This is a genomic window from Pseudomonas sp. FG35, assembly GCF_057809295.1.
Window position 1 is genome coordinate 1 of sequence record NZ_JBMDJR010000005.1, and the last position, 23,308, is coordinate 23,308.

The window sequence follows — 23,308 nt, forward strand, 5'->3', positions numbered from 1 at the left end:
GTGCATCGGGCGTTTTGAGGCTGAAACAGGTGTAAACCTATTTCAGGACTAGACATGATCAGATTAGAACGCCGGCAACACCGCGCCTTTGTACTTCTCGGTAATGAATTTCTTCACTTCCGGGCTGTGCAGGGCGGCAGCCAGTTTCTTCATCGCGTCGCTGTCCTTGTTGTCCGCGCGGGACACCAGGATGTTCACGTAAGGCGAGTCGCTGCCTTCGATGACCAGCGCATCCTTGGACGGATCGAGCTTGGCTTCCAGCGCGTAGTTGGTGTTGATCAGCGCCAGGTCGACCTGGGTCAGCACGCGAGGGATGGTCGCGGCTTCCAGTTCACGGATCTTCAGGTCTTTCGGGTTCTGGGCGATGTCCTTGACGGTCGACAGAATGTTGGTCGGATCCTTCAGGGTGATCACGCCGGCCTTGGCCAGCAGCAACAGCGCACGGCCGCCGTTGGTGGCGTCGTTCGGGATCACCACGTTGGCGCCGCTTGGCAGCTCTTCGATTTTCTTGAATTTGCTGGAGTAGGCGCCCAGCGGTTCCAGGTGCACGCCGGTCACGGAAACCAGGCTGGTGCCCTTGGCCTTGTTGAATTCATCGAGGTACGGCTGGTGCTGGAAGAAGTTGGCATCCAGACGCTTCTCGGCCACTTGTACGTTCGGCTGTACGTAGTCGGTGAAGACCTTGACCTTCAGATCCACGCCTTCTTTGGCCAGTGCCGGCTTCACGAATTCGAGGATTTCCGCGTGCGGTACCGGAGTGGCAGCAACGGTCAGGGTTTCGTCGGCGTGGGCCGAGAACGCTGCAACGGCAGCCAGGGCAACGATCAGTTTTTTCATTCAGCTAACTCCTTTTTCGGCGCCCGTCTGGCGCCTGCCAGCGAATGGCCGGCTCATGTCATTACAAAACCGGTTATTTGCGCGAGAAGTGCACGACCAGTCGGTCGCCGACCATTTGCAGCACTTGCACCAGAATCAGCAGCAATACCACGGTCACGATCATCACGTCAGTCTGGAACCGCTGGTAGCCGAAACGGATCGCCAAGTCACCCAGGCCACCGGCACCGACCACACCGGCCATCGCCGTGTAGGAAACCAGTGTAATCGCCGTCACCGTAATTGCTGCGAAGATGCCCGGACGGGCCTCCGGCAGCAGGGCGTTCATGATGATCTGGCGAGTGGTCGCACCCATCGACTGGGTCGCTTCGATGATGCCGCGATCGACTTCACGCAGGGCGGTTTCCACCAGCCGCGCAAAGAACGGCGTTGCACCTACCACCAGCGGCGGAATCGCACCGGCCACGCCGAGCGAGGTGCCGGTGATCAGCACGGTGAACGGGATCATCACGATCAACAGAATGATGAACGGCAGCGAACGCAGGATGTTCACCACCAACGACAGCAAGGCGTACACGCCTTTGGCTTCGAGCAACTGGCGTGGGCTGCACAGGAACAGCAGCACGCCCAGCGGCAGGCCGAGCAGCACGGTGAACAGCAGCGAACCGCCGAGCATCATCAGGGTGTCGCCAGTGGCGAGCCAGATTTCGTACCAGTCGATATTGGTGAAGAAACTCATCAGGTCTTCCATTAGCGCAACACCTCCATGTGAACGTCAGCGGCGGTGAAGCGGGCGAAAGCTGCGTCCATGTCGCCACCGGTGACGGCGAGGGTCAATTGCCCGTAGGGAATGTCTTTGATGCGGTCGATACGACCGGCCAGGATGCTGTAGTCCACACCGGTTTCCCGGGCGACGGTACCGAGCAACGGCGCGTAGGTCGCTTCGCCCTGGAAGGTCAGACGCACGATGCGGCCAGGCACGTGAGCGAAGTCATCGCGCTGCTCGCTTTCGTCGATCTGCTCGCTTTCCTGAACAAAGCGCTTGGTGGTCGGGTGCTTCGGATGCAGGAACACATCGGCCACCGAACCTTGCTCGACGATCACGCCGGCATCCATCACGCCGACCTGATCGCACACGCGGCGGATCACATCCATCTCGTGGGTGATCAGGACGATGGTCAGTTTCAGTTCACGGTTGATCTCGGCCAGCAGTTGCAGGACCGATGCCGTGGTCTGCGGATCGAGAGCGCTGGTGGCTTCGTCGCACAGCAGGATCTTCGGTTTGGTCGCCAGGGCGCGAGCAATGCCGACACGCTGCTTCTGACCGCCGGACAGCTGCGCCGGGTACTTTTTGGCGTGATCGGACAGACCGACCCGCGCCAGCAACTCGGCCACACGCTGGTCGATCTCGGCGCGGGACAGTTCGCCGGCCAGGGTCAGTGGCAGCGCGACGTTGTCGGCCACGGTCTTGGACGCCAGCAGGTTGAAGTGCTGGAAGATCATCCCGACCTGCTGACGGAAACGGCGCAGGCCGTTGGCGTCCAGCGCGGTGACTTCTTCGCCGTCGACGATGATCTTGCCGCCACTGGATTGCTCCAGGCGATTGATCAGACGCAGCAGGGTACTTTTTCCCGCACCGGAATGGCCAATCAGGCCGAACACCTGACCGTTCTCGATGGAGAAGCTGGTCGGATGCAGCGCGGTGATGTCCTTACCGGCGACGCGGTAAGTCTTATGGACGTTTTGAAACTCGATCACGTAGCGAACCTTGTGGGGCGCGTTGGAAAAGGATCAGCGGTTAGCCGGGCGCGCATTTTAGCCTGTCCGTATAGAGGTTCTTAGCATTTATTTCGCAAATAACCTTCGATTTGGCAATAACAGGATCAAAGGTCATAAAAAAGGAACGCCCGAAACCCTCGTCAGTCACTACTTAAGCGACTTGAAAACCCTGGGTGCCGTGCCTGGGAAACACTCAAGCGTTCCGGGGCAATCCCGGAACAAACAGGAGTTCATGACTGATGAGTACCAAGAAACCTGCCAATGACAAAAGCCAACTGGCCGGCACCGATACCCCGGATCGCGCCAACACCAATGCCAAACTCGACAGCCTGGAGAAGTTTCGCTCCGACGCTACCGGTCAGGCCCTGCGCACCAACCAGGGCGTGAAAATTGCTGATAATCAGAACACCCTCAAGGCCGGAGCTCGCGGGCCGTCGCTTTTGGAAGACTTCATCATGCGTGAAAAGATCACGCACTTTGACCATGAACGGATTCCCGAGCGCATCGTCCACGCCCGCGGCACCGGCGCCCATGGTTTCTTTCAGAGCTACGAGAACCATTCGACGCTGACCAAGGCCGGTTTCCTGCAGGATCCGGGGAAGAAAACCCCAGTGTTCGTGCGTTTTTCCACGGTACAGGGGCCACGCGGTTCCGGCGACACGGTGCGTGACGTGCGTGGTTTTGCCGTGAAGTTCTTCACCGACGAAGGCAACTTCGATCTGGTCGGCAACAATATGCCGGTATTTTTCATCCAGGACGCGATCAAGTTTCCCGACTTCGTCCACGCCGTAAAACCCGAGCCGCATAACGAGATCCCCACCGGCGGCTCGGCACACGACACCTTCTGGGACTTCGTGTCGCTGGTGCCGGAATCGGCACACATGGTCATCTGGGCCATGTCCGACCGGGCTATCCCGAAAAGCCTGCGCAGCATGCAGGGCTTCGGTGTGCACACCTTCCGGCTGATCAATGCCGAGGGCAAATCGCGCTTCGTCAAATTCCACTGGCGCCCTACCGCCGGCACCTGTTCTTTGGTGTGGGACGAGGCGCAAAAACTTGCGGGCAAAGACACCGACTACCATCGGCGCGATCTCTGGGAAGCCATCGAAATGGGCGACTACCCGGAATGGGAACTCGGCGTTCAGGTCATCGAAGAGGAAAACGAACACGACTTCGATTTCGACATTCTCGACCCGACCAAGCTGATTCCCGAGGAAATTGTTCCTATCACGCCATTGGGCAAGATGACCCTCAACCGCAACCCGGACAACTTCTTCGCCGAAACCGAGCAGGTTGCGTTCTGCCCCGGCCATATCGTGCCGGGCATCGACTTCTCCAATGACCCACTGCTGCAAGGCCGGCTGTTTTCCTACACCGACACGCAGATCAGCCGACTCGGCGGGCCGAACTTTCATGAGTTGCCGATCAATCGCCCAGTGGCACCGTTCCACAACGGCCAGCGCGATGCCCAGCACCGTACGGTGATCGACAAGGGCCGGGCGTCTTACGAGCCGAACTCCATCGATGGCGGCTGGCCGAAAGAAACCCCACCGGCCGCTCAGGACGGCGGGTTCGAAAGCTATCCGGAACGCATCGACGCCAACAAGATCCGCCAGCGCAGCGAGTCGTTCAGCGACCACTTCTCCCAAGCGCGGTTGTTTTTCAACAGCATGAGCGCGCACGAGAAAGAGCACATCATCGCCGCCTACAGTTTCGAACTCGGCAAGGTTGAGCGTGAATTCATCCGGGCGCGGCAAGTGAACGAGATTCTCGCCAACATCGATCTGGAGCTGGCCAAACGCGTGGCGGCCAACCTGGGTCTGCCAGCGCCAGGCAAAGGCACCGTCGACGTACCGAAAACATCGCTGGATCGCTCACCATCGTTGAGTCAGGCCAACCTGTTGCCGGAGAACATCAAGACACGAAAAGTCGCGATCCTTGCAGCCAATGGTGTCGATGGTGCGGCAATTGATGCGATGAAGAAGGCGCTGACGGCAGAGGGTGCGCACGCCAAACTGCTCGGCCCGACCTCGGCGCCGGTGAAAACCGCCGATGGCAAAAGCCTGGCGGTGGATGCGTCGATGGAAGGTTTGCCTTCGGTGGCGTTCGACGCGGTGTTCGTGCCGGGTGGCGCGGCGTCGATCAAGGCATTGAGCGGTGACGGTGTGGCGTTGCATTACCTGCTGGAGGCGTACAAACACCTGAAGGCGATTGCGCTGCAGGGTGAGGCCAAGCAGTTGCTGGATGTGCTGAAGCTGGAGGCGGATGCCGGGTTACTGGAGGGCAAGGATGTTGGCGCGCTGACCAAACCATTCTTTGCTGCGATCGGGCAGCATCGGGTTTGGGATCGGGAAGCGAAGGCCAAGGCGATTCCGGCCTGAAAAAAACCGCAGCCTGCGAAATGCAGGCTGCGGTCATTCAAGGTTTGCGTGGGCTCAAGACCATCTGTGCCGGAACTGTGCGCAAGATCTGTTTCTCGATCTGCAGATCGAAATCCGGATCGAGCTTCTTCACGCGTTTGGTGATCAACGTCGCCAGCCACGGGTAATCATTGGTGCGCGGCGCCTGAATGCTCACCGCACAGTCGTAATTCACCACATCGGCGGCGATCGCGTCGAGTTGACGGCGAAGTTTGCGGCTATCGGTGATATTCAGCGCAACCGTGGTGCTTTCGGCGGTCGGATCGATCACCTTGGCTTTCGGCTTGGCTTCGGCGGCCTGAAGTGCCGCTTCGGCTTTCTCCAGCTCAGCCTTGCGGGCTTCGGTGATAGCACCGTTGACGCCACCGGTCAGCGCCGGGGCCTTGGGCATCAGCGCGCGGGCGCGGGCCAAAGCGGTTGCGGCAGCATTCACATCGCCCTTCTGCAGGACGATCTGGCTGCGGCGCAGATAGGCCTCGGCCAACTGGCGCTGGTATTGCTCAAGGGACTGATCGTTGGGCGTTTCGGCCTGCAAGGCTGCCAATTGGTCTTCGGCTGTGGCCAGTTCGCTGCTGGCCAGGCTTTGCTCCAGCTGTGCGATGGCCGTGGCCCGCGCATCGGGGGCTTCGGCCACCGGCGGCGTGCTTTGGCAGGCGCCCAGCAGCACTGAAAATGCGACAAGGAGCAGATAACGGGAGGCGAACGGCTTCATTCCTGCGACTCTCTATTTGCGCAAAAAACGAGCAAGTCTACACCCCTCGACGGGGCAGAACAAAACTCAGCAGAAACAGTGCGGCCGCCGTCACAACGATTGACGGGCCCGCCGGGGTGTCCTTGAACCAGGACAGCGCCAGCCCGCCACACACGGCGAGCATGCCCAGCACGCTCGCGCCCAGTGCCATCTGCTCCGGTGAACGGGCGTGACGTTGTGCCGCAGCCGCCGGGATGATCAACAGCGAAGTAATCAGCAACACACCAACGATTTTCATCGCCACTGCGATCACCACCGCGATCAACAGCATCAGCGCCAGGCGCAAACCGGCCACGGGCAGGCCTTCGACCCTGGCCAGCTCTTCGTGCACGGTGATTGCCAGCAGCGGGCGCCACAAGGTCACCAGCAGCACCAGCACCGCCGCGCTGCCGCCGAGGATCCACGCCAGATCGGTCGGGCTGATCGCCAGCAGGTCGCCGAACAGATAGGCCATCAGGTCGATCCGCACTTCATGCATGAAGCTTAGTACCACCAGCCCGAGAGAGAGCGTGCTTGGTGCGAGAATTCCCAGAAGCGTGTCGGACGCCAGTGGCTGACGCTGCTGCAAGGTCACCAGCAACACCGCCAGCAGCAGACAGCCCACGGTCACCGCCACGGTCGGGCTGACATCCAGCAAAAAGCCCAACGCCACGCCGAGCAATGCGGCGTGGGACAGCGTATCGCCGAAATAGGCCATGCGCCGCCAGACCACGAACGAGCCGAGCGGCCCCGCGACCACCGCCAGCGCCAGACCTGCAAGCAGGGCGTAGAACAGAAAATCAGCCATGCTTGCAGCTATCTCCGTGAACGTGAGGTTGGCCCGACGCGGGGCCCTTGACCACCGAACCGTGCAGGTCGTGGGCGTGGTCATGATGGTGGTGATAGATCGCCAGGCTCGGCGCGTTGTTGCCGAACAGCTCGACGAAGGCCGGGTCGCCACTGACCTGCTCAGGATGCCCGGAGCAGCAGACGTGACGGTTGAGGCATACCACCTGATCGGTGGTGCTCATCACCAGATGCAGATCGTGGGAAACCATCAATACGCCACAGCCATGACGGTCGCGCAGGCGGGTGATCAGGCTGTACAGCTCGGCTTGCCCGGCGACATCGACGCCCTGCACCGGCTCATCAAGTACCAGCAATTCCGGCTCGCGAAGCAGTGCCCGGGCCAGCAGCACGCGCTGCATTTCACCGCCGGAAACGCTTTGCACCGGGCTGTCGATGACATGCTCGGCGCCGACTTCCTTGAGTGCCGCCAGCGCACGTGGGCGATCGACGCCCGGCACCAGCCGCAGGAAGCGCAGCACCGACAATGGCAAGGTCGGATCGACGTGAAGTTTTTGCGGCATGTAACCAACGCGCAGTTTCGGCTTGCGCCAGACGCTGCCGCTGTCGGGTTTCAACAGACCGAGCACGGCGCGCACCAGCGTGGTCTTGCCGGCGCCGTTGGGGCCGATCAGGGTGACGATCTGCCCCGGTTCGACGCTCAGGTGAATGTTGTCCAGCACGTTCTGCCCGGCAAACCGGACCGCCACCTGCTCCAGACGGATCAGCGCATCGCTCATCAAGCCCCCCGGCAACCGGAGCAGAGACCGACCACTTCGACGGTCTGGGCCTCAACGATGAAGCCGACATCCTTAGCGCTGTGGACGATGGCGTCGCTGATGGTTTTTTGCTCAAGCTCGATGGCGGCGTGGCATTCACGGCAGATCAGGAACTGGCCTTGGTGCGAATGTTTCGGGTGAACACAGCCGACGAAGGCGTTGAGCGAGGAGATGCGGTGCACCAGACCGTTTTCCAGCAGGAAATCCAGCGCGCGGTACACGGTTGGCGGCGCGGCGCGGCGGCCGTCCTGCTCGCTGAGCACCGCCAGAATGTCGTAGGCACCCAGCGGCTTGTGGCTCTGCCAGACCAGCTCCAGCACCCGCCGGCGCAGCGCGGTCAGGCGCAGGCCTTTCTGTGCACACAGAGCATCGGCCTCGGACAGCGCGCTATGAACGCAGTGCGAGTGGTCGTGGGGACGGCTGGCAATCGGTGTAATAGGCATGAGCGGCGACGAGTTTGGTTAGAGACGTTATTATGTTACCCGTTCTCGCCTCATTGAGTGGTCATCGTGTCCCGACTTTTTTCTGTTTTTGTCGTATTCATCACCGGTTTTCTGCTGATCGGCCCGGCTCAGGCCGAGGTCAGAGTCCTAACCAGCATCAAGCCCCTGCAACTGATTGCCGCTGCGGTGCAGGACGGCGTGGCGATTCCGGAAGTGCTGCTGCCACCGGGGGCTTCGCCACATAACTACGCGTTGCGTCCGTCCGACGTACGCAAGGTGCAATCGGTGGATCTGCTGTACTGGATCGGCCCGGACATGGAAGGTTTCCTGCCTCGCGTGCTGAACGGTCGTACGCTGCCGAGCGTTGCCGTGCAGGACCTGCCGGGCATGAAACTGCGCCGCTTCGCCGCGGACAGCCACTCCCATGCCGAAGAAGCCGACGAACACGATCACGACCATCGCCCGGGCAGCCTCGATGCGCATTTGTGGCTATCGCCGGTGAACGCGCGGGTTATTGCCGACAAAATGGCCGCCGACTTGAGCGCTGCTGACCCGGCCAACGCCGAGCGTTATCAGAGTAACGCCAAAGCGTTCGACGAGCGTCTGGATGCACTGGATCAGCGTTTGAAGAAACGTCTGGCCAGTGTTGAAGGCAAACCCTACTTCGTCTTCCACGAAGCCTTCGATTACTTCGAAGACGCCTACGGCTTGAAACACACCGGCGTGTTCAGCGTTGCAGCAGAAGTGCAACCCGGTGCCCAGCATGTAGCGGCGATGCGCACGCGTTTGCAGGAGGTCGGCAAGACCTGCGTGTTCAGTGAGCCGCCGCTGCGTCCACGACTGGCCGAGACCCTGGTGGCGGGCCTGCCGGTGAAGCTGGCGGAGCTGGATGCTTTGGGCGGGTACACGCCAGCCACGGCTCAGGGTTATGAGCAAGTGCTGGAGAAGCTCGGGAATGATCTGGCGGGTTGTCTCGAATCGCTCTGATACAAAAAAACCGCAGCCTGCACAGGCTGCGGTTTTTTCTTTTACAGGGCGAAAGGTAGCGGCGTACTGACCGTCTGACGCTGCGCCAGCCGCTGCTCGAACTCTTTCGGATCGTGAATCAGCACGTCCTGCCCGGCGAACGATTCCGCCGCAATCAGGCGCGACAGCCAGAACCGAACGCACGCCACTCGCAGCATGGTCGGCCACAGCTCGGCTTCGGCCGCCGTGAATGGACGCAGTGCCGCGTAGGCGCCAAGGAACGCACGCGCACGCGGGCCGTCGATCAGGCCGTTATCGTCCGAACACCAGTCGTTCAGAGCAATCGCCACGTCATAGAGCATCGGCCCGGAGCAGGCGTTGTAGAAGTCGATCAACCCGGTCAGGTGTGTGCCTTCGAACATCGCGTTGTCGCGGAACAGGTCGGCGTGGATGTTCGCCCGTGGCAGCGCGAGAATTTTCTCTCTCTGTTGGGTGATTTCGTCCAGCGCCTTCTGCAGCAGTGCGCGCGGCTCATCGCTCAGGTGCGAAAGAAACTGCGTACCCTCTTCCAGCATCCAGTCCAGGCCACGATCGGTCTTGCGCTTGATCATGTTGTCGCCCTGGGTCGCCAGGTGCAGATGCGCCTGCAAGTCACCGACCTGCGCGCAATGCTGGGCGTTGGCCTGCTTGATGTGCTTGCCAGCCAGGCGCGGTTGCAGCAATGCCGGTTTGCCCTTCAGCTCGCGCAGGGCCACACCGTCGGTGGTGCGCAGTGCGTAAGGCACCGGCAGATCGGCTTCGTGCAGGACGTCGAGCAGGTCGATGAAGAAAGGCATTTCCTGCACCGGGCCGCGCTCGACCAGGGTCAGGACGAACTCGCCCTTTTCCATGCTGATGAAGAAGTTGGTGTTTTCGCTGCCGGCGGCGATCCCCTGGAAATCGAGCAGACGGCCGAGCCCGTACGGGGCGAGAAAGGTTTCCAGCTCGGGCCGAGCCAGGGGGGTGAACACAGACATGGTTAAAAACTGCTCAGTTCTGGCGCCGTTATCAGACGGCGCCGATTAAAAGTCAGGAAACTTACTTCCAGGTAAAGATTTCCCACGACGGAATCAGCATATCCGGCTGGTCGGACCGGATGTAGTTCGCGTCCGTACCATCGGCGCGCACCAGGAAATAGGGTTTACCGCCCTTCGGTGTGACCTTGATCGCATACACGAACCCACTCCGGCTGTATTCCTGAATGACCTTGTCGCCTTCGGTGTGCGTGCTAATGGTAACTTCCGGCTCCGACGATGGCGCATCATCCGCCGCGATCGCGGCCAGCGGTGAGACAGCAATCAGACTGACCAGCAGCAAGCGATTTAACGTACGCATGATAACCTTGTCCCTTTGTCGTCAACGGTCCCGCTATTCTAGCGCCGGGCCCGCCGAAAAGGTTGATTCTGCTCATGAGCCAAGCCCCCCTCGTCCTGGTGGACGGTTCGTCTTACCTGTACCGCGCCTTTCACGCGCTGCCACCGCTGACCACCTCCAAAGGCCTGCCGACCGGTGCGGTCAAAGGCGTGCTGAACATGCTCAAGAGCCTGCGCAAGCAGTATCCGGACAGCCCGTTCGCGGTAGTGTTCGACGCCAAGGGTGGGACATTTCGCGATGAGATGTACGCCGAATACAAGGCCAACCGCCCAAGCATGCCGGACGACATGCGCGTGCAGATCGAGCCGCTGCACCAGAGCGTGATCGCCCTCGGTTTCCCGCTGCTATGCGTCGAAGGCGTCGAGGCCGATGACGTGATCGGCACCTTGGCCCGCAGCAGCGCGGCCGCCGACCGCCCGGTGATCATCTCCACTGGCGACAAGGACATGGCGCAACTGGTCGACGGCCACATTACCTTGGTCAACACCATGTCCGGTAGTTCGATGGATGTGGACGGCGTGAAGGAGAAATTCGGCGTCGCTCCAGAGCAGATCATCGATTATCTGGCCCTGATGGGCGATTCCTCCGACAACATCCCGGGCGTTCCCGGCATCGGCCCGAAAACCGCTTCCGGCCTGCTGGTAGGCGTCAACGGCGGCCTGACCGAGCTGTATGCGCAGCTCGACATCGTGCCGACCCTGCCGATCCGTGGCGCCAAGACCCTGCCGGCCAAGCTCGAAGAACACAAGGAAATGGCCTTCCTCTCTTATCAACTGGCGACCATCAAGGTCGACGTGCCGCTGGATATCGGCCTCGACGACCTGCAAATGGGTCCGGAAGATCCGGCCAAGCTTTACGAGTTGTACACCCTGCTGGAATTCAAGAGTTGGCTGAATGACCTGGATCGCGATGCCAAGCGCCAGGAACTGAGCGCGGCCGCCGAGCCTGTGCCGGCCGGTGATCTGTTCAGCGCGCCTGCCGAAGAGGAAGCGCCCGCCGCTCCGGCTGAAGCCGCGTACGAAACCATCCTCGATCAGGCGCGATTCGACGTTTGGCTGGAAAAGCTGAAGAACGCCAAACTGTTCGCCTTCGACACCGAAACCACCGGCATCGACGCGCAACAGGCGCAGCTGGTCGGCTTGTCCTTCGCGGTGCAGGCCAACGAAGCGGCCTACATCCCGCTGACCCACTCCTACATCGGCGTGCCGGAGCAGCTGGATCGCGACACTGTGCTGCGCGCACTCAAGCCGATCCTTGAAGACCCGAACAAGCTCAAGGTCGGCCAGCACGCCAAGTTCGACATGAACATCCTGGCCAACTGCGCCATCGGTGGCGATCAGAACGAAGGCATCACCGTGCGCGGAATTGCCTTCGACACGATGCTTGAGTCCTATGTGCTCAACTCCACCGCCACCCGCCACGACATGGACAGCCTAGCGCAGAAGTACCTGGATCACACCACCGTGAGTTTTCAGGACATCGCCGGCAAAGGCGCCAAGCAACTGACCTTCGACCAGATCGCCCTGGAACAGGCCGGGCCGTATGCCGCCGAAGATGCCGACGTGACCCTGCGCCTGCACCAGACGCTGTTCGACAAGCTCAGCGCTATCCCGAGCCTGGCGAGTGTACTGACCGATATCGAGATCCCGCTGGTGCCAGTGCTTGCTCGCATCGAGCGCCAGGGCGCGTTCGTCGACGCTGAACTGCTCGGCATCCAGAGCATTGAACTGGGTAACAAAATGATCGCGCTGGAGCGTGAAGCCTTCGAGATTGCCGGTGAAGAATTCAACCTCGGTTCGCCGAAGCAGCTGGGCGTGATCCTCTACGAAAAACTTGGCCTGCCGGTGCTGAAGAAGACCGCCAAGGGCCAGCCGTCCACCGCCGAAGAAGTGTTGGCGAAACTGGCCGAAGACGATCACCGCTTGCCGAAAGTGCTGATGGAACACCGTTCCATGAGCAAGCTGAAAAGCACCTACACCGATCGCCTGCCGGAGCAGATCAACCCGCGTACCGGGCGTATCCACACTTCGTACCATCAGGCCGTTGCGTCGACCGGTCGCTTGTCGTCGAGCGATCCGAACCTGCAGAACATCCCGGTGCGCACCGCCGAAGGCCGACGCATCCGTCAGGCGTTCGTTGCGCCGAAAGGTTACAAACTGCTGGCAGCGGACTACTCGCAGATCGAACTGCGGATCATGGCCCACCTGTCCCGCGACGAAGGCCTGATGAATGCTTTCCGCAATAACCTGGACGTGCACACCGCCACGGCGGCCGAAGTGTTCAAGGTCGAGCTGAATGAAGTGACGTCTGACCAGCGCCGGGGCGCCAAGGCGATCAACTTCGGTCTGATCTACGGCATGGGCGCGCAGAAACTGGGCAAGGACATCGGCGTCGATACCAAGACCGCCAAGGCCTACATCGACACCTACTTCGCGCGTTATCCGGGCGTTCGCGAATACATGGATCGCACCCGCGCCCAGGCAGCAGACCAGGGCTTTGTGGAAACGATCTTCGGTCGTCGCCTGTATCTGCCGGACATCAACTCCAACAAGCCGCAGGAACGCGCGGCCGCCGAACGCACGGCAATCAACGCGCCGATGCAGGGCACCGCAGCGGACATCATCAAGAAAGCCATGGTGGCAGTGGATAACTGGCTGTGCGCTTCCGGGCTGGACGCCAAAGTCATCCTGCAGGTGCACGACGAACTGGTGCTGGAGGTCCGCGAGGATCTGGTCGATCAGGTTCGCGAAGAAATTCGCGTGCACATGAGCGAAGCCGCGAAACTGGATGTGCCGTTGCTGGTGGAAGTGGGAGTCGGCAACAACTGGGACGAGGCGCACTGAGGCCTCTGGGCCGGGATTTTGCCGCGACAGTGCGTCGCGGCAAAGGCATCGAGTGGGGCTTAGGTCGGATTGTTCTTGAGCTTATTCCAAAGTTTTTTGAAAAGAATCTGAACTAATCTTGCGCCAGGGTACTCAGAGATACTGAATGGCTGGTGAAGCCCTTCGATGCTCCTATGTTGTGTTAAGTGTTGGCAGATATCTGAACCCCGCCCTAGCGGTTCGGAACTTAAACCCCGGAACTTCTCCCTCCCCATATGAAGTCCGGGGCTTTTTTTGCCTGCGATTTACTCAGCAGGCAATTCAGCGCCTTTATCCGCCAACTCCATCCAGCCCGCCAACACAGTGTAAGCCTCTTCCAGGCCCATGCGTTTTGGTGCGGAGAACAGCTGGATCGTCACTTGATCGCCCCAACCCTTACGGATTTCCGACTGCACCTTGAGCAGCGTGTTCTTGGCTGCGCCGTAGGTCAGCTTGTCTGCCTTGGTCAGCAGAATGTGCATCGGCATGCCGGCGGCAACGGCCCAGTCCAGCATCAGCAGGTCGAAGTCGGTCATTGGATGACGGATGTCCATCATCAGAATCAGCCCCTTCAAACTCTCGCGGCCACCGAGGTAAGCCTCAAGGTGACGCTGCCAGTGTTGCTTCAGCGGGATTGGTACTTTTGCATAACCGTAGCCCGGGAGGTCGACCAGACGCCGTTCATCGTCTAGCTTGAAGAAGTTCAACAGCTGTGTGCGACCCGGGGTTTTCGAGGTGCGCGCCAGGCTGGCGTGAGTCAGAGTGTTCAGCGCACTGGATTTACCGGCGTTGGAACGACCGGCGAACGCCACTTCGAAGCCTTCGTCGTCGGGGCACTGATCGACTTTGGCGGCACTGAGCATGAACGTGGACTGTTGGCACAGGCCGAGGATGGGATTCTTGAGTTGCATGGGATTTCCGATGTGGGCGGCGCCGGGATTAGGCGCGGAACGCGGTGTCGCTTCCGTTTCAGTGACGCCAGTATATAATGCCGCAGATTTTGTGTGTGCTTTGTCCCAGCGAAGGATGAAGTTCACGAGAGCGACAGACCTTGATTGCGCATTAGAACGCAGAACGCTCTCAACCCTGAAAAGGTCGTTTTATGACGAAATGGCTGCTGGCTGCCGGAGTCTTGATGCCGCTTTACAGCGCACAGGCTACACAGGATCCGGAAGCCGTGTACAACCGTGTTTGTGGAGCCTGTCATTCCGGCCAACTACCCATGGCGCCCAAAAGAGGCGATCAGGCAGCTTGGACGCCGAGGTTGGCGAAAGGTATGGAGACGCTGGTGCAACACGTGACCCAGGGTTTCAAGGCGATGCCGCCGCGTGGTTTGTGCATGGACTGCAGTGCCGAGGATTACCAGGCCCTCATCCTCTGGATGAGCGAGAGTAAGCCCGGTCCATAACTCTTAACCCTTAGCCGTAGTTGGATTAGCTGATGAACAAACTGATCGTGAGTCTGCTGTTGACCGTGGGAATCTCAGGCTTCGCCCATGCTTCCGGTGATGCAGCCGCAGGCCAGGCAAAAGCCGCCGTATGCGGCGCCTGCCATGGCCCGGATGGCAACAGCATGGCGCCAAACTTTCCAAAGCTGGCCGGACAGGGTGAACGCTACCTGACCAAGCAATTGCACGACATCAAGTCGGGCAAGCGCACCGTTCTGGAAATGACCGGCCTGCTGACCAACCTGAGCGATCAGGACCTGGCCGATATCGCCGCCTACTTCGCCAGCCAGAAAGGCAGCGTCGGCGCCGCCGATCCGAAGATCGTCGCTCGCGGTGAAGCCCTGTTCCGTGGCGGCAACCTCGAGAAAGGCCTGCCAGCCTGCACTGGTTGCCACTCGCCGAACGGTGCCGGCAACGCAGCTGCCGGCTTCCCGCACCTGGGTGGCCAACACGCTCAGTACATCGCCAAGCAACTGACCGATTTCCGCAAGGAAGAAGCCGGCCGCAACAACGACGGCGACGCGATGACCATGCGTACCATCGCCCGCAAGCTGAGCGACGAAGACATCGCGGCAGTCTCCAGCTACATTCAGGGTCTGCACTAAGACATGCGATTCGAGCGGTGCGTGCAATGGCCAACGCCTGCCACGTTAACGCTCGATTAATCCGTCGCAGGAAGTATAAAAAGGGTGGCTTTGGCCGCCCTTTTTTGTGGCCGCTGCCGTTACACTACAGAACTCATGCCCGCCAGGATCTGTCTGAAAACAGGTCGCGCGAGGCGACCAAAATTGTCCAGGAGTAAAGCATGCGTAATCTGATCATCAGCGCCGCCCTCGTCGCTGCCAGCCTGTTCGGCGTCACCGCCCAGGCCGCCGAAGCCCCTGCTGCCCCTTACGTCGAGCTGAGCAACCCGGTACCGGTCGCCGTGCCTGGCAAGATCGAAGTGGTCGAGCTGTTCTGGTATGGCTGCCCGCACTGCTACGCGTTCGAGCCGGTGATCAATCCGTGGGTTGAAAAACTGCCGTCCGACGTCAACTTCGTGCGCATTCCTGCGATGTTCGGTGGCCCGTGGGACGCTCACGGCCAGATGTTCCTGACTCTGGAAGCCATGGGCGTCGAGCACAATGTGCACGCGGCCGTGTTCAACGCGATCCAGAAAGAACACAAGAAGCTGACCGACAAGAACGACATGGCCGACTTCCTCGCCACTCAAGGCGTGGACAAGGACAAGTTCCTGGCCACCTTCGACTCGTTCGCCATCAAGGGTCAGATCGTGAAAGCCCGCGAGCTGGCCAAGAAGTATGAAATTTCCGGCGTTCCAACCATGATCGTCAACGGCAAGTATCGTTTTGACATCGGCTCTGCCGGCGGGGCCGAACAGGCGTTGAAACTGGCTGACCAACTGGTGGCCAAGGAGCGAGCGGCCAACAAGGCAGCCGCCAACTAAGCGCGGCAATCGCCATGCGCCGCTGGGGAGCCGAACGCGTCGTTGGCCTGCATGAACCGCAGGTCAACGAGCATCACCTGGAGTCGACGGGCCTGCCCGCAGACAGCCGTCTGCGCTTGCTCAGCTTCAATATTCAGGTCGGCATCAGCACCGAGCGCTATCGGCACTACCTGACCCGCAGCTGGCAGCATCTGCTGCCGCACCCCGGGCGTTCGAGCAATCTGCAAAAGATCGGCAATCTGCTTGGCGACTTCGATCTGGTCGCCCTGCAGGAAGCCGATGGCGGCAGCCTGCGTTCAGGTTACGTCAATCAGGTCGAACACCTGGCCCAGCTCGGTGCCTTCCCCTACTGGTATCAACAACTCAATCGCAACCTTGGCCGACTGGCCCAGCACAGCAATGGCGTGCTCAGTCGCCTGCGGCCGTGGGCGATCGAAGACCACCCGCTGCCGGGTCCGAAGGGACGCGGGGCGATTCTGGTGCGTTTTGGCGAAGGCCCTGAAGCGCTGGTGGTAGTGATGATGCACCTGGCGCTCGGCGCCCGGGTCCGCAGCATGCAACTGGCCTATATCCGCGAGCTGATCGGCGGCTACAAGCATCAGGTGCTGATGGGCGACATGAACACCCACGCCAGCGATCTGCTGCAACATTCACCGTTGCGCGACCTCGGCCTGCTGGCCCCGCAACTCGAAGCGACATTCCCCAGCTGGCGCCCGCAGCGCTGCCTGGACCATATTCTGCTCAGCCCGACCCTGACCCTGGAAAAGGTCGAAGTGCTGGCACAACCGATTTCCGATCACCTGCCGGTCGCGGTAGAGATTCGTCTGCCGGGTTCGCTCACGGCCGATGCATTGCCCGCGTTGAGCACTGCCCTTCGCGGAACCCCTGAATGAGCGACGAAGCCCAGCGCTGGAAAGAGAAATACCTCAAAAGCATCGAACAACAGGAAAAGCTCGAACGTCGATGGGACGCCCGGCTCGACCTGCTGCGCCGCGGCCTGGTGCGCAGCACCCTGGCGGCGGAAGGCACCGACCGCGTGGTCGATCAGTGCATGAAAGAGATGCGCGACGTGGTGCGCACCGATGACATGGACGCCGGCCTCGCCGCCCTGCTGCCACGCCTGGAAAAAGCCGTGCTCGATTCCGAGCAGCGCCGGGAAACCCGGATCGAGCAGGTCAGCACCGCACTGACTGCACTGGTCACTCAATTGCAATCCCTGCCGCTGCCCCGAGAAGTGGCCCAGCCGCTGAAGAAGTTCGCCAAGCAGCTGGACGGCCGGGTGAGTCAGGCAAGGGAAATGCCGCTGCTGCTCAGCGAACTCAGCGGCCTGCAGGGCAAGGCCTTGAGTCAGCTGGCGACGCCGACGGAACCGGGGCGTCCCGGGTTGTTGCAGCGCCTGTTCGGCAGCCGCGACAGCGAGGAACCCCCTGCTCAAGTGGCCCAGGCTCCTGCGGTGACCCCGTCAGTGCAGCCAGAGCAACCACCCGTCACACATGAAGCTGTGCCAGCGCCGCAAGCGCCTGTTACAAGCGCTGAACAGGTCGCCACTGCGCCCGTCAGCCCAGCGCTGATCGCCGCCCCCGTGGCCGAACCATCCAAAGCTCCAGAGCCAATCCCAGAAGACTTTACAGAGCCGGAGGTGGTCGCATTTGAGCCGGCCAGAATCCTCACCGAAGCGCCCAACGCTCCCGGCGAACCAGAACCCGTCGAGCCGGAATCAAAGCTGCAACCCTTCACGCCTCCTCCGGTTTTCGCGCCGGCAGTGCCCACGGCCATCAACCCCGACGAGTTGATCCTCCCCGGCGATACCCCTCCGCCCGTGATCCTCGACAGCCTGCCCCTGCCCGAACCCATCGCCCAGGCATTGGCCGCCATCGATCCGGAACAATCCGAGCATGACATTCTCTATGCCCTGCCGGACTCGCCAGAGCCGTCCTACAGCTCGGTCGCCCGACACATCGAAGACACGCTGATTGGCTTGCTGGATGACCTGACCCTGCCGGAGCGCCACCGCCCGCAAGCCGAAGCCATGCGCGACCGGCTGAAAAATGGCCTTAACTGGTACGAACTACTACCGATCCTCGACGATCTTGCGACATTGATGCTGGCCATCACAGACAGCGGCCAGCACGAGTTCGAAGCCTATCTGCAGCAACTCAATGAACGCCTCGAAGCATTCCAGAGCAACTTGCAGGCGGCCAGCGAAGGACACGCCGACAACAGCTCCGCCGCGAGAGCAATGGACACGCAGATCCGCGAACAGGTCGACGGCTTGCAGACCAGCGTCCAGGAGGCGGCGGATCTGAATGATCTCAAGCAAGTGCTGGAAAACCACCTCGAGGGCCTGCTCGGCACCATGGATCAGCACCAGAAGCAGCGCGACGCTCGGGAACAGGAAGTCGCCGGACGCCTGAAAAGCCTGGCCGAGCGCGTCGCGCACATGGAGCAGGAAGCGCTGGGCTATCGCGAACACCTCGAAGAGCAGCGCCAGAAAGCCCTGATCGATCCGCTCACCGGCCTGCCCAACCGCGCGGCCTGGACCGAACGGCTCGAACATGAAATCGCCCAGTGGCAGCAGCACGGCAACACTCTGAGCCTGGCCATGCTCGACCTCGATCACTTCAAGCGGATCAACGACAACTACGGGCACCTGGCCGGTGACAAGGTGTTGAAGATCATCGCCACAGTCCTGCGCAAGCGTATGCGTGGCAACGATTTCATCGCTCGTTTCGGCGGTGAGGAGTTTGTCCTGCTGCTTCCAGCCACCCCACCAGCGGTCGGCGCCAAACTCCTGGAAAACCTACGCGCCTCCATCGAGGCCTGCCCGTTTCACTTCAAGGGCGAGCGCGTCACGATCACGATCTCAATGGGACTGGCGGCGTTTCGGCCGGGAGAACACAGCGATCTGGTGCTCAAAAGAGCCGATCAGGCGCTTTATCGGGCGAAAAACGCGGGACGTAACCGGGTGGAGCTGGGCTGAGGCAATTGTTCCATATTGTTTAAATCAGCCCTTTAAGCGTCGAAGCGCAAGGCGATACGTTACACTGTTGCATTATCGTCTTGCGTGTACTGCCCTCTGCCATGAAATTTTTTACCCTCCTCGCGTCGCTCCTCTTACTGGCCGGTTGTGCCAGCGGCCCGCGTTTTGACACCAGCCATCCTTCGGTCAATCACGACAGTCGCGTGCAGTTTGTGATCGTGCACTACACCTCCGCCTCGCTTGAACGCTCACTTCAGTTGCTGACCCACGGCGAAGTCAGCAGTCATTACCTGATCGGCGACGACAAGAGCGCCACCATCTACAAGCTGATGGACGAAAACCTGCGGGCCTGGCATGCCGGAGAAAGCGAATGGCAAGGCCGGACCTGGCTCAACTCCAGCTCGATCGGTATCGAGATCGTCAATCCGGGCTTCAAGGACACACCGACCGGTCGCCTCTGGTATCCCTACAGCGAAGCCCAGGTGCAATCGCTCATCGTTCTGCTCAAGGACATCAGCAAACGCCAGGGCATCAGCCCGCGCCACATCATCGGCCATAGCGACATCGCCCCGTTGCGCAAGCTCGACCCGGGGCCGCTGTTCCCCTGGAAGCGCCTGGCAGCCGAAGGGCTGGGGCTCTGGCCCAATGAACAAGCGGTGGCACGCCAACAGGCGCAGTTCGACGCCGAACTGCCGAGCATCACCTGGTTCCAGAGCCAACTGGCGCGCCTGGGCTACTCGACGCCGCAGACCGGCGAGCTGGATGTGGCGACCCGGCACGTGCTCGCGGCCTTCCAGATGCACTACCGCCCTGCGCGCTTTGACGGCACGCCGGATGCGCAAACGGCAGCGTTGCTGCTGGTGCTGAATCAGACAAAATAATGACGCCCGCCCGACGGTCAGGGCGAAAATGCAATCAGCAGCTATAACTCATTGGTAACTCTTCGGATATCCATGATGGTTGCTACCCGAGAGACGCTGCGTAGCTGGTTTTATCGCCCCTGGTTTCTGGCGATGATCGCGGCTGTCCTCAGTGCGAGCCTGCTGATCACCGGTGGGCTGTTCGTGGCCATGCGCCAGGTCGAACAAAGCGAAAGCCAGGAAATGAACGCTCAGGGCGAGCGGTTCCTGGCGCGTCTGGAGCAACTGTTCGGCCAGTTGCGCGAAAGCCTCGACGACCTCGAAGCCCAGCCCTTGCGAAGTTGCGACGACGAAATGATCGCCACGTTGCAGCAAGTGACGTTCAACTATCGCTTCGTCTATGAAGCGGCCTACATGGATGCCACGCGGATCTGCTCGAACCGCCCGCGTCAGGAAGGCCTGTCGGTGATCCGCCCTCCGGACATCAAAGGCCCGACGTACAGCTATTGGCTGAACACCACCACCGAACCCGATGAAAATCGCGCAGCGTTGATGCTCGGGCGCGGCAACTTTCGCGTGGCCACCTCACGCGGGCATCTGACCGACATGGTTGATCTGTCGCCCGGCAGCAGTCTGCTGGTGGTGCTCGATCATGGAACCCGAGCGATTCCGGTACTTGGCGTGCCACAGGCCTGGCCACCCACCGAGCCCTGGCCGCCGAAAACCCCGAATGCGCTGCAAGTTACCCAGTCGCACCTGATCTATCGCATGCCCACCGACAACCCGGAATACCAACTGGTGCTGATCAGCCCACGCACGGGCATGCACATTCCGGAGCTCTGGTGGTGGATGGTGCCGTTCTGCCTCGTGCTTGGGGCGTTTGTCGGAGTTCTGGTGTTCTGGATCGTCCGCCAGCGCCAATCGCTGGACGCAGAGCTGCACGGCGCGATCCGCCGGGGCGAATTGCAGGTGCTGTATCAACCGATCTTCGATCTCGACAGTCGCAACTGCGTCGGCGCCGAAGCCCTGCTGCGCTGGCGCCGGCCGGACGGCACGCTGACCAGCCCTGACCTGTTCATCCCGATGGCCGAGAACACCGGGCAGATTCGCCAGATGACCGACTTCGTCCTGCAACGCTTGCTCGAGCAGCTCGGCCAGCTGCTGCGAGCCAATCCGCAACTGTACATCTCGGTGAACCTGGCCGCCTGCGACGTGATGGTGCCGCGCATCGGCCAGGTCATGGCGCGGCTGTTGACCCTGCACCGGGTCGCGGCGCGGCAGATTGCTTTTGAGGTGACCGAACGTGGCCTGATCGATGTGGTGGTGGCCCGGGAAAACCTGCAAGCGCTGAGGGATGTCGGCCATCAAGTGCTGATCGACGATTTCGGCACCGGTTATTGCAGCCTGGCGTACCTGCAAACCTTGCCGGTGGACTGCCTGAAGATCGACAAGGCATTCATCGACGCCCTCGGCCATGACGCCGCCAGCAGCGGTGTCGCGCCGCACATCATTCACATGGCCCAGGCCCTGGACCTGAAAGTGATCGCCGAAGGTATCGAATTCGAGTCCCAGGCGGCACTGCTGAGCAGCGAAGGAGTGAAGTTCGGCCAAGGCTGGCTGTTCGCCCACGCCTTGAGCGCGGTGCAGTTCATCGAGCTGATAACACGTGGACGGCGACTCGCCGGGCGCCGGTTGGACGATGAGGCCTAGACCGCCAGCGCCATGTAGAACTGCGTGCCCTGCCCCGGCCGCGAGTAAACACCCATTCGCCCACCGTGCAGCTGGACGATTTCCTTGCACAGCGCCAAACCGAGCCCGGCCCCGCCCTTTTTCCTGCCGACCTGGACGAAGGGTTCGAAGATCCGCCCCTGCTGACCGTAGGCAATCCCTTCACCGTTGTCTTCGACGCTGATGATCACCCGCTCGCCATGGCGCCGGGCCTGCAAGCGGATCAGCCCGTCGCGCGCGGTGTGGCGCAAGGCGTTGTCGATCAGGTTGTCGAGGACTCGATCAAGCTGCGCCTGATCCGCCTGCAAGCGTGGCAGCGAGCCCTGCGCTTCGACATTCAGGGCAACGCCCTTCTGCGCTGCTGAATCGGCGAAACGCAAACGCGCCCGCTCCAGCAGTTCCTCGATGGAGCAAGGCGCCAACGTAAGTTTTTGCAAACCACTCTGGTAGCGCGAGAAGTTCAGCAGATCGTTGATCAGCTGCATCAGGCGCTGCATTTCCTCATTAACCGTGTCGAGCAGGTCGGACTCCCGAGACTCCTCAGGAAACTTGGCCCGTTCGCGAAACAGCCCGAACGCCATGTGCATGCCCGTGACCGGTGTGCGCAATTCGTGAGACGCACGCAGGACAAACTCGCTGCGTACCCGTTCGAAGGCGCGTTGCTCGGTGACGTCATGCAAAACCATCACAGCACCGAGGATATGTCCCTGGGTATGACTGACGGGCGTCAGGCTGTAGGTCAGCAGGCGCGATTCGCCATCAACCTCGATGCTCAAATCTTCCGGTGCCCGTTCAAGGGTACCGCCGCGCAGTACCAATTGCAGTTGTGCATCCAGCTCGGGTCGCTGAAGCGCCGTGCCGAGGCCCTCGCCGAAGCGATCGCTGTCCCAGCCCAGTTGCCGCTGGGCCACCGGGTTCAAGTGTTCCAGTCGACCCTGACGGTCGATCATCAACAAGCCGTCATCGATGCTGTCGAGTACCGCTTGCAGACGCTGCTGGCCGGCAAGCAATTCGTCGACGTTGGTCGCCTGATGTTCGCGCAGGGCTTCGGCCATGAGCCCGAAGCGCCGGGTCAGGAGGTTGATCTCCATCGCCGAGGACACTGGCAGGGTCACTTCGAAATTGCCTTGGCCGATATTGTCCGCCGCTTTGGCCAGCGCTTCGATCGGCGCACCAAAACGCCGGGCAATGCCCTGGGCGGTAACGAAGCCAATGATCAGCACCGCCAGCCCCACCAGTCCCAACAGGCCAGCGATCAGCAACGCGCGGTCGCGAGCGGCGTGCTGGACCGAATTGATGTTGTTCAGCGCGTGTTTGTGTTCGGTGATCAACCCGTTGCGCAAGGTGTTGAAGCGCTCACGCAAGTCGCCACCGCCGCTCAGGGCAGCAGCCGGGTCGCGGGAGATGTCGAACGCCTGGAGGAAGCTCAGGTAATCGGCTTTGGCCTGACTGAATCCATACTGGCGATCGTCGTCTTTCTGCTCTTGGGCGATGCCCTCGTCGAGCAACTGGAAGTAATGCTGTTTGGACGCTTCGAACGCCACGGGGTCGGGCTTTTCGGCGAGCATCATGATCAGTTGATCGCCGAGTGTCTGGCGCAGCTTGAGCCCCAGATCCAGGGTGACAAAGTTGTTGCGGATCAGCGCCTCCTGAGTGCCGGCCATCTGCATCACACTGACCAGCCCGAGCATCAACCCGAGCAAGGCCACGGTGATCAGCGCGGAAATGCTCAGGAACAAGCGAGTCCGCAACTTCATCGCCAGTTTCATCGGCGG

At 61.0% G+C, this 23,308-nt stretch carries 21 protein-coding genes; 10 read left to right on the plus strand and 11 right to left on the minus strand.

Annotated features, from left to right (window positions below; genetic code table 11):
* Nucleotides 1-63: 63 nt before the first annotated feature.
* The 3 genes from ACODTD_RS11335 to ACODTD_RS11345 all read right to left on the minus strand — a co-directional run bounded on the left by ACODTD_RS11335 (nucleotide 64) and on the right by ACODTD_RS11345 (nucleotide 2,592).
* Complete coding sequence (locus tag ACODTD_RS11335) at nucleotides 64-837, minus strand: MetQ/NlpA family ABC transporter substrate-binding protein (protein ID WP_085647188.1); 774 nt, start codon at nucleotides 835-837, stop codon at nucleotides 64-66.
* A gap of 73 nt (nucleotides 838-910) precedes the next feature.
* Complete coding sequence (locus ACODTD_RS11340; protein WP_011331789.1) at nucleotides 911-1,585, minus strand: methionine ABC transporter permease; 675 nt, start codon at nucleotides 1,583-1,585, stop codon at nucleotides 911-913.
* Nucleotides 1,585-2,592, minus strand: a complete 1,008-nt coding sequence (locus ACODTD_RS11345; protein ID WP_011331788.1) for a methionine ABC transporter ATP-binding protein — start codon at nucleotides 2,590-2,592, stop codon at nucleotides 1,585-1,587. Before ACODTD_RS11345 ends, ACODTD_RS11340 begins: the two co-directional genes overlap by 1 nt.
* Nucleotides 2,593-2,852: 260 nt before the next feature.
* Here ACODTD_RS11345 and katE point away from each other — a divergent pair, with 260 nt between their 5' ends.
* A complete protein-coding gene (gene katE / locus ACODTD_RS11350; protein ID WP_489104843.1) occupies nucleotides 2,853-4,994 on the plus strand; it encodes a catalase HPII in 2,142 nt (713 codons plus the stop codon).
* Nucleotides 4,995-5,031: 37 nt separating this feature from the next.
* On the opposite strand, the gene ACODTD_RS11355 is transcribed toward katE, so the two are convergent.
* From ACODTD_RS11355 to zur, 4 genes are read right to left on the minus strand one after another with little or no spacing between them, the layout of a single operon-like run.
* Nucleotides 5,032-5,745 carry a PA5502 family lipoprotein gene (locus tag ACODTD_RS11355; protein ID WP_102621160.1) on the minus strand — a complete coding sequence of 238 codons (714 nt, stop codon included), beginning with the start codon at nucleotides 5,743-5,745 and terminating at the stop codon, nucleotides 5,032-5,034.
* Between the two features lie 37 nt (nucleotides 5,746-5,782).
* Nucleotides 5,783-6,571, minus strand: a complete 789-nt coding sequence (znuB, locus tag ACODTD_RS11360) for a zinc ABC transporter permease subunit ZnuB (RefSeq protein ID WP_489104844.1) — start codon at nucleotides 6,569-6,571, stop codon at nucleotides 5,783-5,785.
* Nucleotides 6,564-7,349 (minus strand): zinc ABC transporter ATP-binding protein ZnuC, encoded by a 786-nt coding sequence (gene znuC, locus ACODTD_RS11365; protein WP_489104845.1) that lies wholly within the window; start codon nucleotides 7,347-7,349, stop codon nucleotides 6,564-6,566. The genes znuB and znuC overlap by 8 nt, the downstream gene beginning before the upstream one ends.
* Nucleotides 7,349-7,831, minus strand: coding sequence for a zinc uptake transcriptional repressor Zur (gene zur / locus ACODTD_RS11370; RefSeq protein WP_011331783.1), 483 nt, complete (start codon nucleotides 7,829-7,831; stop codon nucleotides 7,349-7,351). The genes znuC and zur overlap by 1 nt, the downstream gene beginning before the upstream one ends.
* Before the next feature lie 57 nt (nucleotides 7,832-7,888).
* Between zur and ACODTD_RS11375 the strand changes: the two genes are divergently transcribed.
* Nucleotides 7,889-8,818 (plus strand): zinc ABC transporter substrate-binding protein, encoded by a 930-nt coding sequence (locus ACODTD_RS11375; RefSeq protein ID WP_201819634.1) that lies wholly within the window; start codon nucleotides 7,889-7,891, stop codon nucleotides 8,816-8,818.
* Between the two features lie 41 nt (nucleotides 8,819-8,859).
* Here the strand turns inward: ACODTD_RS11375 and ACODTD_RS11380 are convergent, their stop codons facing one another.
* Together ACODTD_RS11380 and ACODTD_RS11385 are read right to left on the minus strand one after the other, a co-directional pair.
* Nucleotides 8,860-9,813 (minus strand): homoserine kinase, encoded by a 954-nt coding sequence (locus ACODTD_RS11380; protein WP_011331781.1) that lies wholly within the window; start codon nucleotides 9,811-9,813, stop codon nucleotides 8,860-8,862.
* Nucleotides 9,814-9,874: 61 nt separating this feature from the next.
* Nucleotides 9,875-10,171, minus strand: coding sequence for a DUF2782 domain-containing protein (locus ACODTD_RS11385; protein WP_011331780.1), 297 nt, complete (start codon nucleotides 10,169-10,171; stop codon nucleotides 9,875-9,877).
* 74 nt (nucleotides 10,172-10,245) lie between these two features.
* Between ACODTD_RS11385 and polA the strand changes: the two genes are divergently transcribed.
* Nucleotides 10,246-13,053 carry a DNA polymerase I gene (polA, locus tag ACODTD_RS11390; RefSeq protein ID WP_011331779.1) on the plus strand — a complete coding sequence of 936 codons (2,808 nt, stop codon included), beginning with the start codon at nucleotides 10,246-10,248 and terminating at the stop codon, nucleotides 13,051-13,053.
* Nucleotides 13,054-13,337: 284 nt separating this feature from the next.
* Here the strand turns inward: polA and yihA are convergent, their stop codons facing one another.
* Nucleotides 13,338-13,982, minus strand: coding sequence for a ribosome biogenesis GTP-binding protein YihA/YsxC (yihA, locus tag ACODTD_RS11395; RefSeq protein ID WP_011331778.1), 645 nt, complete (start codon nucleotides 13,980-13,982; stop codon nucleotides 13,338-13,340).
* Between the two features lie 191 nt (nucleotides 13,983-14,173).
* Between yihA and ACODTD_RS11400 the strand changes: the two genes are divergently transcribed.
* The 7 genes from ACODTD_RS11400 to ACODTD_RS11430 all read left to right on the plus strand — a co-directional run bounded on the left by ACODTD_RS11400 (nucleotide 14,174) and on the right by ACODTD_RS11430 (nucleotide 21,515).
* Nucleotides 14,174-14,479 (plus strand): c-type cytochrome, encoded by a 306-nt coding sequence (locus tag ACODTD_RS11400; protein ID WP_041475093.1) that lies wholly within the window; start codon nucleotides 14,174-14,176, stop codon nucleotides 14,477-14,479.
* A gap of 32 nt (nucleotides 14,480-14,511) precedes the next feature.
* Nucleotides 14,512-15,123: a c-type cytochrome gene (locus ACODTD_RS11405; RefSeq protein WP_011331776.1), complete on the plus strand. Its 612-nt coding sequence runs from the start codon at nucleotides 14,512-14,514 to the stop codon at nucleotides 15,121-15,123.
* A gap of 200 nt (nucleotides 15,124-15,323) precedes the next feature.
* Nucleotides 15,324-15,965: a thiol:disulfide interchange protein DsbA/DsbL gene (locus tag ACODTD_RS11410; RefSeq protein WP_039764866.1), complete on the plus strand. Its 642-nt coding sequence runs from the start codon at nucleotides 15,324-15,326 to the stop codon at nucleotides 15,963-15,965.
* A gap of 14 nt (nucleotides 15,966-15,979) precedes the next feature.
* Nucleotides 15,980-16,858: an endonuclease/exonuclease/phosphatase family protein gene (locus ACODTD_RS11415; protein ID WP_197869001.1), complete on the plus strand. Its 879-nt coding sequence runs from the start codon at nucleotides 15,980-15,982 to the stop codon at nucleotides 16,856-16,858.
* Complete coding sequence (locus tag ACODTD_RS11420; protein ID WP_489104846.1) at nucleotides 16,855-18,945, plus strand: diguanylate cyclase; 2,091 nt, start codon at nucleotides 16,855-16,857, stop codon at nucleotides 18,943-18,945. Before ACODTD_RS11415 ends, ACODTD_RS11420 begins: the two co-directional genes overlap by 4 nt.
* 101 nt (nucleotides 18,946-19,046) lie before the next feature.
* Nucleotides 19,047-19,826 (plus strand): N-acetylmuramoyl-L-alanine amidase, encoded by a 780-nt coding sequence (locus tag ACODTD_RS11425; protein ID WP_011331773.1) that lies wholly within the window; start codon nucleotides 19,047-19,049, stop codon nucleotides 19,824-19,826.
* Nucleotides 19,827-19,898: 72 nt separating this feature from the next.
* Entirely contained in the window at nucleotides 19,899-21,515 is a 1,617-nt protein-coding gene (locus ACODTD_RS11430; RefSeq protein WP_011331772.1) for an EAL domain-containing protein, read from the plus strand.
* Here ACODTD_RS11430 and ACODTD_RS11435 read toward each other — a convergent pair.
* Nucleotides 21,512-23,302: a KinB sensor domain-containing domain gene (locus tag ACODTD_RS11435; RefSeq protein WP_011331771.1), complete on the minus strand. Its 1,791-nt coding sequence runs from the start codon at nucleotides 23,300-23,302 to the stop codon at nucleotides 21,512-21,514. The two genes, ACODTD_RS11430 and ACODTD_RS11435, sit on opposite strands and share 4 nt — an antisense overlap.
* Between the last annotated feature and the right edge of the window lie 6 nt (nucleotides 23,303-23,308).

What these genes read in the sequence shown, in the direction of transcription:
- ACODTD_RS11420 (WP_489104846.1), top strand. Translation starts at nt 16,855, where the DNA reads ATGAGCGACGAAGCCCAGCGCTGGAAAGAGAAATACCTCAAAAGCATC.
- ACODTD_RS11425 (WP_011331773.1), top strand. Translation starts at nt 19,047, where the DNA reads ATGAAATTTTTTACCCTCCTCGCGTCGCTCCTCTTACTGGCCGGTTGT.
- katE (WP_489104843.1), top strand. Translation starts at nt 2,853, where the DNA reads ATGAGTACCAAGAAACCTGCCAATGACAAAAGCCAACTGGCCGGCACC.
- ACODTD_RS11335 (WP_085647188.1), bottom strand. Translation starts at nt 837, where the DNA reads ATGAAAAAACTGATCGTTGCCCTGGCTGCCGTTGCAGCGTTCTCGGCC.
- zur (WP_011331783.1), bottom strand. Translation starts at nt 7,831, where the DNA reads ATGCCTATTACACCGATTGCCAGCCGTCCCCACGACCACTCGCACTGC.
- ACODTD_RS11430 (WP_011331772.1), top strand. Translation starts at nt 19,899, where the DNA reads ATGATGGTTGCTACCCGAGAGACGCTGCGTAGCTGGTTTTATCGCCCC.
- ACODTD_RS11405 (WP_011331776.1), top strand. Translation starts at nt 14,512, where the DNA reads ATGAACAAACTGATCGTGAGTCTGCTGTTGACCGTGGGAATCTCAGGC.
- ACODTD_RS11400 (WP_041475093.1), top strand. Translation starts at nt 14,174, where the DNA reads ATGACGAAATGGCTGCTGGCTGCCGGAGTCTTGATGCCGCTTTACAGC.
- ACODTD_RS11415 (WP_197869001.1), top strand. Translation starts at nt 15,980, where the DNA reads ATGCGCCGCTGGGGAGCCGAACGCGTCGTTGGCCTGCATGAACCGCAG.
- ACODTD_RS11355 (WP_102621160.1), bottom strand. Translation starts at nt 5,745, where the DNA reads ATGAAGCCGTTCGCCTCCCGTTATCTGCTCCTTGTCGCATTTTCAGTG.
- ACODTD_RS11340 (WP_011331789.1), bottom strand. Translation starts at nt 1,585, where the DNA reads ATGGAAGACCTGATGAGTTTCTTCACCAATATCGACTGGTACGAAATC.
- ACODTD_RS11435 (WP_011331771.1), bottom strand. Translation starts at nt 23,302, where the DNA reads ATGAAACTGGCGATGAAGTTGCGGACTCGCTTGTTCCTGAGCATTTCC.
- ACODTD_RS11380 (WP_011331781.1), bottom strand. Translation starts at nt 9,813, where the DNA reads ATGTCTGTGTTCACCCCCCTGGCTCGGCCCGAGCTGGAAACCTTTCTC.
- yihA (WP_011331778.1), bottom strand. Translation starts at nt 13,982, where the DNA reads ATGCAACTCAAGAATCCCATCCTCGGCCTGTGCCAACAGTCCACGTTC.
- polA (WP_011331779.1), top strand. Translation starts at nt 10,246, where the DNA reads ATGAGCCAAGCCCCCCTCGTCCTGGTGGACGGTTCGTCTTACCTGTAC.
- znuB (WP_489104844.1), bottom strand. Translation starts at nt 6,571, where the DNA reads ATGGCTGATTTTCTGTTCTACGCCCTGCTTGCAGGTCTGGCGCTGGCG.
- znuC (WP_489104845.1), bottom strand. Translation starts at nt 7,349, where the DNA reads ATGAGCGATGCGCTGATCCGTCTGGAGCAGGTGGCGGTCCGGTTTGCC.
- ACODTD_RS11410 (WP_039764866.1), top strand. Translation starts at nt 15,324, where the DNA reads ATGCGTAATCTGATCATCAGCGCCGCCCTCGTCGCTGCCAGCCTGTTC.
- ACODTD_RS11385 (WP_011331780.1), bottom strand. Translation starts at nt 10,171, where the DNA reads ATGCGTACGTTAAATCGCTTGCTGCTGGTCAGTCTGATTGCTGTCTCA.